This window comes from Sphingomonas sp. S2M10 (assembly GCF_012650175.1).
Taxonomy (GTDB): domain Bacteria; phylum Pseudomonadota; class Alphaproteobacteria; order Sphingomonadales; family Sphingomonadaceae; genus Sphingomonas.
Window position 1 is genome coordinate 1 of the sequence record NZ_JAAILI010000059.1, and the last position, 10151, is coordinate 10151.

At 65.2% G+C, this 10151-nt stretch carries 7 protein-coding genes, 1 pseudogene and 1 riboswitch; of the genes and pseudogenes, 5 read left to right on the plus strand and 3 right to left on the minus strand.

Annotated features, from left to right (window positions below; genetic code table 11):
• The first annotated feature begins 186 nt into the window (after positions 1-186).
• The 5 genes and pseudogenes from S2M10_RS15385 (at position 187) to S2M10_RS15405 (ending at position 6481) form a co-directional block, all read left to right on the plus strand.
• Positions 187-3084: a Tn3 family transposase gene (locus S2M10_RS15385; RefSeq protein WP_024020823.1), complete on the plus strand. Its 2898-nt coding sequence runs from the start codon at positions 187-189 to the stop codon at positions 3082-3084.
• Positions 3085-3143: 59 nt separating this feature from the next.
• Positions 3144-3491: pseudogene (locus tag S2M10_RS15390) on the plus strand (LysR substrate-binding domain-containing protein); the annotation flags it as partial.
• Positions 3488-4639: a TDT family transporter gene (locus tag S2M10_RS15395; protein WP_168846879.1), complete on the plus strand. Its 1152-nt coding sequence runs from the start codon at positions 3488-3490 to the stop codon at positions 4637-4639. The pseudogene S2M10_RS15390 and the gene S2M10_RS15395, both read left to right, overlap by 4 nt.
• Before the next feature lie 107 nt (positions 4640-4746).
• The gene (locus tag S2M10_RS15400; protein WP_211091074.1) at positions 4747-5991 is read left to right on the plus strand and encodes a molybdopterin-dependent oxidoreductase; all 1245 of its coding nucleotides are present in this window, start codon (positions 4747-4749) and stop codon (positions 5989-5991) included.
• A 13-nt stretch (positions 5992-6004) separates the two neighbouring features.
• On the plus strand, positions 6005-6481 hold the full coding sequence (locus tag S2M10_RS15405) for a hypothetical protein (protein WP_056019371.1): 477 nt from the start codon (positions 6005-6007) through the stop codon (positions 6479-6481).
• Between the two features lie 10 nt (positions 6482-6491).
• Here the strand turns inward: S2M10_RS15405 and S2M10_RS15410 are convergent, their stop codons facing one another.
• The 3 genes from S2M10_RS15410 to S2M10_RS15420 all read right to left on the minus strand — a co-directional run bounded on the left by S2M10_RS15410 (position 6492) and on the right by S2M10_RS15420 (position 9722).
• A complete protein-coding gene (locus S2M10_RS15410; protein ID WP_168846881.1) occupies positions 6492-7856 on the minus strand; it encodes a voltage-gated chloride channel family protein in 1365 nt (454 codons plus the stop codon).
• Positions 7857-7879: 23 nt separating this feature from the next.
• A riboswitch (Fluoride riboswitch) is annotated at positions 7880-7956 on the minus strand.
• Positions 7957-8196: 240 nt separating this feature from the next.
• Positions 8197-8637 carry a DUF202 domain-containing protein gene (locus S2M10_RS15415; protein WP_168846882.1) on the minus strand — a complete coding sequence of 147 codons (441 nt, stop codon included), beginning with the start codon at positions 8635-8637 and terminating at the stop codon, positions 8197-8199.
• A complete protein-coding gene (locus S2M10_RS15420) occupies positions 8637-9722 on the minus strand; it encodes a sulfite oxidase (protein WP_043150693.1) in 1086 nt (361 codons plus the stop codon). Before S2M10_RS15420 ends, S2M10_RS15415 begins: the two co-directional genes overlap by 1 nt.
• Positions 9723-10151 lie beyond the last annotated feature (429 nt).

Below are 10151 nucleotides of genomic sequence, written 5' to 3' on the forward strand. Positions count from 1 at the left end.
CGAGCGCGTGCTGAAGATCAACGGCCTCGCAACCATCAGCGAGGATGTCGTGGAAGCCGCCCGCAGCACCCTCGTCATCGGCGTCACCTAGTGCTGACATTCGTGACATTTACCGCTGAAAGCCACAATTTGCGTGGGGTCAGTGTTGTCCAAAACAGACTTCTGTTCAATGGGGACAAGCCGTGCATGCCGAGACGCCATATCCTCAGCGCCCGACAGCGTTCGGCCCTACTCGACCTACCGACTGACGAAGCGGCGCTGCTGCGCCATTATCTTCTGGCAGACGATGACCTGATTCATATCGACCGGCGTCGCCGACCGGAGAACCGCATCGGGTTCGCCCTGCAGTTGTGCGCGCTGCGATATCCAGGCCGGACCCTTGCTCCCGGCGAACTGATCCCCCACACTGTATCTGCCTTTCTAGGCGCCCAGCTTGGCATCGCTGGCGAGACGCTCGCGGCCTATGCCGTTCGACGCCAAACCCGCCACCAGCACATGGAGGCGCTGCGCCGTATCTACGGATACAGAATGTTCCCCGGACGGGGACCGTATGCCAGGGCTTTCCGCGATTGGCTTCTCGCCGAAGCCGAGCAGGCACGCTCAAACGACGACCTTGCCCGGCGCTTCATTGCCCGCTGCCGTGAAACCATGACCATCCTGCCGGCGATCACGACAATCGAGCGTTTGTGCGCGGACGCGCTCGTCGCCGCCGAACGTCGGATCGAGAAGCGGATCGCGGCCCGTCTCGATCCCGTCGCCTGTGATGGGCTCGACCGACTGACTACCGAGATGCTGCCGGGGGCGATCAGCCGCTTCATCTGGCTGCGCCGGATTGAGCCGGGCAACAACTCCGCCGCGGCGAACCGGCTGCTCGACCGGCTCGAGTTCCTGCGCGCGATGAACCTCAATGATGGTATACTTGCCGGTGTTCCACCGCATCGCGTCGCCCGGCTACGCCGGCAGGGCGAGCGCTACTTCGCCGATGGCCTGCGCGACCTCGGCGCCGATCGGCGCCGCGCTATCATGGCGGTCTGCGTCATTGAATGGGCCACGGCGACTGCGGATGCGGTGATCGAAACACATGACCGGATCGTTGGCCGCACCTGGCGCGACGCGAAGCAACTGCATGACGCGCGGGTCGTAGAAACCAGAGGCGCTACCACTGCGACTTTGAACGGCTTCACTGCACTCGGTCAATCATTGCTCGAAGCGCATGGCGACGGCGCGTCGCTGGAAGATGCGGTCGCGGGCGGGGCGGGATGGGAACGGCTCACCAGCCTCGTCGCTACGGCCAAGACGTTGACGGACACCTTGGGCGATGATCCGCTGGCCTATGTTGATCAGGGGTATCACCGCTTCCGTCGGTATGCCCCGCGCATGCTGCGATGCCTCGACCTCAAAGCTGCGGCGGTTGCACGGCCTTTGCTGGACGCGGCTACCGTCATCGCTACCAAGGGCGCAGTTCCGGCGGCCGACGATTTCTTGCGCCCGCATTCCAAATGGCGGCGACAGTTGCGGGCGAAGGGCGATGATGATGCCCGCCTCCGGGAAGTCGCGGTCATGTTTCACCTGCGCGACGCGCTGCGCTCGGGCGACATATGGCTCGACCGCTCGCATCGATATGGTGACCTGCGCCACGTCCTCGTGCCGATGGCGGTCGCGCATGCCGCGAAGCTGGCGGTCCCGTCCGACCCGCATGTCTGGCTGGCTGACCGCAAAGTGCGTCTCGCTGATGGCCTTGCCCGGCTCGGTCGCGCCGCGCGCAGCGGTACAATTCCGAAAGGCAGCATCGAGGACGGCACGCTGCGCATTGATCGGCTCACCGCTGACGCGCCGGATGGGATCGAGGATCTGGTGCTTGATCTGTATCGCCGGCTGCCGCCCGTCCGCATCACCGATCTGCTGCTCGAAGTCGATACCGCGCTGGGTTTCACTGATGCCTTCACGCATCTGCGCACCGGCGTGCCATGCGGCGACCGAATCGGCCTGCTCAACGTCCTGCTTGCCGAGGGCCTGAATTTGGGTCTGCGTAAGATGGCAGAGGCTTCCAACACTCACGACTATTGGCAACTCTCCCGTCTCGCTCGCTGGCACGTCGAAAGCGAGGCGATCGACCAGGCGCTGGCCAACGTGGTCGCGGCGCAAGGGGCGCTGCCGATGGCCCAGGTCTGGGGTATGGGCAGATCCGCATCGGCCGATGGCCAGTTCTTCCCCGCCGCACGGCAGGGCGAAGCGATGAATACGATCAACGCCCGCTACGGCAACGATCCCGGCATCAAGGCCTATACCCACGTCAACGACCGCTTCGCGCCGTTTGCATCGCGGACCATTCCAGCCACGGTCAGCGAAGCACCTTATCTACTCGACGGGCTGACGATGAATGAGGCAGGGCGACGGATCGAAGAGCAGTACGCCGACACTGGCGGGTTCACCGATCATCTGTTCGGGATCAGCGCGATGCTCGGCTGCCGCCTTGTACTGCGCATCCGCGACCTCCCATCCAAACGACTGTACGTGTTCGACCCTGCCGCGACGCCGAGCGAATTGCGCCCGCTGGTGGGCGGCAAGGCGCGTGAGGCGCTGATCGTTTCCAACTGGCCCGATCTGTTCCGCTGCGCCGCCACCATGAGCGCTGGACAGGTCGCGCCGAGCAGCATCTTGCGCAAGCTCGCCTCCTATCCGCGCCAGAACGATCTTGCCTCCGCGCTGCGCGAGGTGGGCCGGATCGAGCGGACGCTGTTCATCATCGAATGGATACTCGACGTCGGCATGCAGCGCCGTGCACAGGTCGGCCTCAACAAAGGCGAGGCACATCATGCGCTGAAAAATGCCCTGCGCATCGGCCGTCAGGGCGAAATCCGCGACCGCACGACGGAGGGTCAGCATTACCGGATCGCCGGCCTCAACCTGCTCACCGCCATCATCGTCTACTGGAACACCCTGCACCTTGGCCATGCCGTTGAGGCCCGGCGCCGCGAAGGGCTCGATACCCCCGACCATCTTCTCGCCCATATTTCGCCGCTCGGATGGGCACACATCCTCCTCACTGGCGAGTACCTTTGGCCCAAGGACGCCGGCGCTTAGGGTGTCATTCCGCCCTCAGCCGGAACCGACCCCTGGTAAGCGACCGCGCAGCCGACACGATCGACGAGGACTGGATCCGCGCCGCGCGCTGGATTATCCGCGAGCAGGGATCGGGCACGCGCTCGTCGTTCGAGGAGGTGTTGCGCCAGCGCGGCGTCGATCCGTCGGACCTCACCACCGCGCTGACCCTGCCGTCGAACGAGGCGGTCCGCAGCGCGGTCGAGGCCGGGGCGGGCGTCGCGGTGCTGTCGCAGCATGTCGTCGCACCTGCAATCGCGGCCGGCACGTTGCACGATCTGCCGCTCGGTCTGCCGCGGCGTCCGTTCTACGCGCTGCGCCATAAAGAGCGGTATCGAACGCGGGCGGCCGATGCGCTGACCGATCTCATCAAGGAGACTGGCAAGTGACCGCCGATCTGAAACCCGTTCTCGATGGCCTGAAGCCCCTCAGCCGGCTCGACTCCCCGCGCAAGATGATCCGGCAGTTCACCCCCAACTGGTTCGCCGCTACGATGGGCACCGGCATTCTCGCGCTCGCCTTGCCGCAGGTGCCGGGCGTCGGCGCATCGCTGCACCCGGTCGGCGAGGCGCTGTGGTACTTCAACATCGCGCTCTTCACGCTGTTCGCCGGGCTCTACACCGCGCGCTGGACGATGTTCGGACACGAGGCGCGGCGGATCTTCGGGCACAACACCGTGTCGATGTTCATCGGCACGATCCCGATGGGGCTGGCGACGATCATCAACGGGTTCCTGGCGTTCGGCCTGCCGCGGTTCGGCGCTGGCGTGATCCCGATCGCCGAGACATTGTGGTGGATCGACGTCGCGATGTCGCTCGCCTGCGGTGTAGCGATTCCCTACCTCATGTTTACTCGGCACGAACATTCGCTCGACGGCATGACCGCGGTGTGGCTGCTGCCGGTGGTCGCGGCGGAGGTCGCAGGTGCGAGCGGCGGCCTGCTCGCCCCGCATCTGGCGGACGCGCATCACCAGTTCGTCGTGCTCGCAACGTCGTATGTGCTCTGGGCTTATTCAGTGCCGGTCGCGTTCGGCATCCTCGCGATCCTGATCCTGCGGATGGCACTGCACAAGCTGCCGCACGAGAGCATGGCCGCCTCGAGCTGGCTCGCGCTCGGTCCGATTGGCACCGGCGCGCTTGGGATGCTGGTGCTCGGCAGCAACGCGCCCGCGATCCTCGCCGCCAACGGCCTGGGGCAGATCGGCGCGGTAGCGCAGGGGATTGGCACGATTGCCGGGCTGCTGCTCTGGGGTTTCGGTCTGTGGTGGCTGGCGCTCGCGACGCTGATCACGATCCGCTACTGGCGCGCGGGCATTCCGTTCAACCTCGGCTGGTGGGGCTATACCTTCCCGCTTGGCGTCTCCACGGTCGCCACCTTCAAGCTCGGCACGACGCTTCAGCTCGGCTTTTTCGGGATCGTCGGCACTGTCCTCACAGTGGCGCTCGCAGCAATGTGGCTGCTGGTCGGCGCTAAGACGGTCGCGGGCGGCTGGCGCGGCAACCTGTTCGTGTCGCCCTGCATTGCCCAAGCCAATTGATGGGCCAAACCGATCGTCCTGCCGGATCGAACCGGCGAATCTGATCGACCCGTACCGGGCAGACCGGCGGACGGGTCGCGCATACAGAACATGACAGAAACGGGAGAATGTTGGTGGACAGCCTGGATATGAAACTGGCGCAGGCGACGAACCGCCGTCGCTTTCTCGCAGAGGCCGCGATCGGCAGCGGCGCGCTGATCGCCGCACCCGCGCTGGCGCAGAGCATGGTCGACCTGCATCTGCCGGGTGGCCCATCGGAACGGCCGATGACCAGTGCGTTCCCCGGCAAGGGCAGCATGATCCTCCAGCGGATCCACCCGCCGCTGCTGGAAACGCCGATGAGCGTGTTCAATGGCGACGTCTTTACGCCGAACGACCAGTTCTTCGTCCGCTGGCACTGGGCCGACATTCCGACCGCGATCGATGTCGAGGCATTCCGGATCAAGGTGCACGGCGCGGTCACGCGGCCGCTGTCGATCTCGCTCGCGCAACTGCTGAAGCTGCCGCGCGTCGAGCTGGCGGCGATCAACCAATGCTCGGGCAATTCGCGTGCGCTGTTCCAGCCGCCCGTCGCGGGCGCGCAGTGGCGCCACGGGGCGATGGGCAACGCCAAATGGCTAGGCGTGCGGCTGCGCGATGTGCTCGACATCGCCGGCGTGAAGCCGGGCGCGGTCGCGGTACGGTTCGGTGCGCTCGACCAGCCGGTGGTTGCGGGCGCACCGGATTTCGCCAAGTCGCTGTCGATCGACCACGCACGCGACGGCGAAGTGATGCTCGCCTTCGGGATGAACGGCGAACAGATGCCGCTCCTCAACGGCTTCCCGGTCCGGCTAATCGTACCCGGCTGGTATTCGACCTATTGGGTCAAGATGCTGAACGACATCGAGGTGCTTGCCGCGCCCGACGACGGTTACTGGATGGCTAAGGCGTACAAGATCCCTGACACTCCAGGCGCGAACGTGCGGCCTGGCCAGAAGGATTTCCCGGCCGTCCCGATCAACAAGATGATCCCGCGCAGTTGGGTCACGAGCCTCGACGAAGGGCAGGCGATCGCGTTCGACCGGTCGATCCCGCTGGGCGGCATTGCGATGGGCGGCGATTGCGGCGTCGCCAAGGTCGATGTGTCGACCGACAACGGCAAGACCTGGTACAAGACGACGCTCGGCCCCGATCACGGCAAATACAGTTTCCGCCGCTGGGACGCGCAGGTGCCGCTCACGCATGCGGGTCCGACCAGACTGATGTCGCGCTGCTGGAACACCGCCGGCATCGCGCAGCCGATGACGCCGATCTGGAACCCGGGCGGGTTCATGCGCGGCAACATCGAAACCACCAACATCGTCGTCGGCTGAGGAGCGCTCCCCCATGAAAACGCCTTCCATCGGCACGCTGTCGTTCGGGTTCGTCGGCGCGACCGTCGTTCTTCTGCTCGCGATCGGTGCCCCGAACAGCCGCGTCGCCCCGCCGCCTGCCGCCCCGACCGCACCACCGCCGCCAAGCGTCTCGGCGCGCGGCTTCTCGCTGGTGTCCACTACGGTCGATCTCCCGACCGACGAAGGCCAATATCCCGCCGGCCCGCATGCCGACGTCATCAACGCCAACTGCACCTCGTGTCATTCGGCGAGCATGGCGCTGAACCAGCCGCCACTCTCTTCCGATCAGTGGACCGCGGAGGTCACCAAGATGCGCGAGGTCTACAAGGCTCCCGTTGCACAGGCTGACGTGCCGGCGATCGTTGCTTATCTGACCGCCATGAGCGCAAAGCAGCCGGGCGCCGCGAAGGGCAAGGCGCAAGACCCCGATCCGAAGGCTGCGCCCGACGTATCGGGGGGATCAGGCTAGGCCCATCAACTCACGGCACGCGGTTCTGCGCGCGAAGTGCTGTGCAGCGTGTACGTGTCTCGCGCAGTGTTGCATTGGGGGCAAGGCCGTTCGCGGGCACCTTGGGTATCGCAACGCGCTGCGACAGGTAGATGCCGTTGTGGCCCGAGCAGAGATAGGCCACGAAACAGGCGACGGCGATCGGCACCGCATAGCCGGCGCCGAACAGTTCGATTCCCATGAAGGTGCAGGCGAGCGGGGTATTGGCGGCCCCGGCAAAGACCGCGACAAAGCCGATCGCGGCGAACAGGCCCGTCGGCACGCCCAAGAAAGGCGCCAGCGCGTTACCGAGCGCTGCGCCGATGAAGAACAACGGCGTGACTTCACCGCCTTTGAAACCCGCGCCGAGCGTAACGACGGTAAACAGGAGCTTGATCGCCCAACTCCACGGATGCGTGTCCGGTCCGAAGAAGCTGGCGATGGTAAGGCTGTCGGGCCTCGCTGCCAGGACACCCAGGCCCAGATAGTCGCGCGTGCCGAACAGGAAGACGAGCGCGATAACGAAGACCCCGCCGATCACTGGACGTAGCGGACCATAGGGAACAATCCGCTTGAGCCATCCCCCGACCAGGTGGTTGGCTTCGGCGAAGGCCAGACCAACCAGTCCGAATATGATCCCCGCAACACCTGCCTCCGTCACGAGCAGCGCATCGACCGGTATCGACGCGCCGATCGGGTAGACACCGTGATGGATACCCCAGGCGAGGCACGTCCAATCTCCGACCAGCGCCGCAACGAGGCAAGGCACTAGCGCGGAGTATTCGACGCGGCCGATCGCCAGCACTTCGAGCGCGAAGACCGCGCCTGCGATCGGCGTGCCGAAGACCGCGCCGAACCCGGCTGCGATACCCGTCATCAACAGGATGCGCGTGCCGCCCGCATCGAGGCGGAGCGCGCGGCCGAAACCGCTGGCAAGGCTTCCGCCCAATTGGACGGCGGTGCCCTCACGTCCGGCCGAGCCACCGAAAAGATGCGTCACCACTGTGCCGAAGAAGATGAGCGGCGCCATCCGCAGAGGCACCCCGCCACCAGGCTCGTGGATCTGCTCCACGATCAGGTTGTTGCCGCCCTCCACCGAGCGCCCGGTGAGATGGTAGAGCAATCCGACCACGAACCCGCCCACCGGCAGCAGATAGAGCAGCCAGGGCGATGCGAACCGCAGTCGCGTAACGGTATCGAGGCTCAACAGGAACGCCGCACATAGCGTCCCGACGAGTGCCGCCATGGGCAGCAGGATCAGCGCCCAGCGCAGGACAGAGATCGCATGGTCGTGACGATCGCGCACGAATGCCGCAACGTTCAGCGTGTCGACCAGATTGCGAAAGGTAGCGCGCACAATTCCTCCTTGCTGCCTGACGGCGCCAAGTAGGAATCATCAGCTCATGTCAGAGCGGTTCGGCCAAATTGCCCGGCAGAAATCCATTGCCGAGGTCGATCTATGAGACGTTGGCCCCAACCGTCAACGGGCATGTTGGTCGGGCAAATGCTCGGACCTGTCAGTCGCCAGGGTCTATCTGAGCCCGTTATATGGACCGACCCGGGTACGCTACATGCGGGACCGATCGGTTTCGACCCGCGCGTCGTTTTCGGGCTGCGTCACAAGGGGCGATACCGCACGAAAGCCGCCGATGCGCTGCCGGGTCTGATCGGCCCGTAGCGTGGTTAGCGCTGCTGCGCTACGAGCGCGCCGTCCAGATGCCGACGAGCGCGGCCAGCGACACGAGCATAAGAAACCCGTTCATTACCAGGAGCAACGCCGCTGGCAGGCGCTTGATGTCGGGTCGTGGCGGCGGGGCGCCGGCACCCATCTCGCGCCACACCGCGGCGACAAAGCAAAAGGCGCTGAACAGGATCAGCATGGTCCCGGTCGCCGTCGCCAGCCACGGGAACACGACGTCCTTGAGCAGCGCGCGCGCGCCGATCCCGGAAGCGAGCGCCGCCAGTCCGGTACGCACCCAGGCGGCATAGGTGCGTTCGCCGGCGAGGATTGTGCGGTCTGCAGCAAGCTCCGTGCGACGATCAGCGCTGTCCACCTGCTGGACTGCGCTGTCCTTTAGCGAGCTCGCGCTCTCCGCGAGCTTCGCATGGGCCCGATCGGCGTTGTGCGGCGCGTCCATCAGCCAGCGGTGACGGTGATGCGATGCCAAGCCGTCGAGAGATAGCCGGCGAAGTTCCAGATCGCTTCGGGCCGTTCGGGCTGCATCTGCCCGGCACCGTCGACGGCGCGCACGACCAGGACGTGGAGCCCGGGCGAGAGATCGACCGTGACGTGCCACTGCGTCCAGCTCCAGGGTGAATCCGGTTGGCTGGTCAGTTCCGCCTGCAGCCAGTCGGTGCCGTCATTGACGGAGACCTCGACGCGCGAGACCGCTCGGCCGAAGGCGACCGCATAGCCCGCGATTTCGCATGCGCCGGCGCCGATATGCGCGCCGTCCACGGGGGCGCAGATCGCAGCGTTGAGCGGCATCTCCTCGATCGTCAGGCCCCGGTCCCAATCCGCGTCCTCCTTCGCTACCGACGCCGGAAAGAGCTTGTAGTCCTTGGCCTGGATCGGCGCATCGGACGGGCGATCGCGCACCTCGATGCGCGTCAGCCACTTGGCGCTACGAACGCCCGCATAGCCCGGCACGACGAGCCGCAGCGGTGCGCCATGTTCGGGGGCCAACACCTCGCCGTTCATGCCCCAGGCGATGAGCACGTCCGGCTCTAGCGCCTTGGCGATCGAGATCGAGGCACCGAACGGCGCCGTCTCACCATCGACATCCACGTCGTCGGCCCCCGTAGTGCCGACGAACGACGCGCCATCTTGGATGCCGGCCGCGGCGAGTACGTCGCACAGTGCGACGCCGGTCCAAGCCGCATTGCCGATCGCGCCCACGTCCCAGGGATCGCCCGAAGTCTTTTCCACGTCTTGAAGATGTGCCCGACGATTGCCGGCGCACTGCATGGTCGCGGTCACTGTCCGGGTCGCAAATGCCGTTTGAAGTTCGGCGACCGTGTAGGAGCGCGGGCGGTCGACCAAGCCGTCCAGCGCTATACGATGATCGTCGGCCAGCTCCGGCGTAGGTCCGTGACTGCGGATGTAGAAATTCGCCTGCGGCGTCAGGAAGGACGTGATCAGTTTATCCGGAGGCGTTTCCGCATTGAGCGGCTCCGGACAGCGGAGGATTAGATTCTGTTCGGCGCGATCGGATGCGGTCATGCAAGCGGCCTACCATGATGAAATCAATAGCGAAATTGATCGTTTGGCTGGACGATGTCACCCAGACTCTTTCGATAGCCTATCCCTTTCTAGACGGGGGGAGCGATCGCCATGCCGTCGCGCAAGAGGCGCCGAGTGCAAGACAGCCTTTCCCGTAGATCGACTCAATGTGGCTGAGCTTGCTACGACGGCTTTGTCCCAAAAGTCGTCGCTAGGCACCAGGGATGACGGAAAACCCTATCGCCATCGCAGATGCGCGACAAACGGGTGTTTGCCGACACCTGAGCGGGGCTGTCGGCGCTTAGACCCCATGACTGCCGGAGCCGCGGGGGCTCAAATCTGAGATGCTGACGATGGATTTGTCAGCACTGGAGGCGAGTCATGACGGAAGCAGTGAAATACGTCGGTCTGGACGTGCATAAGGAAACC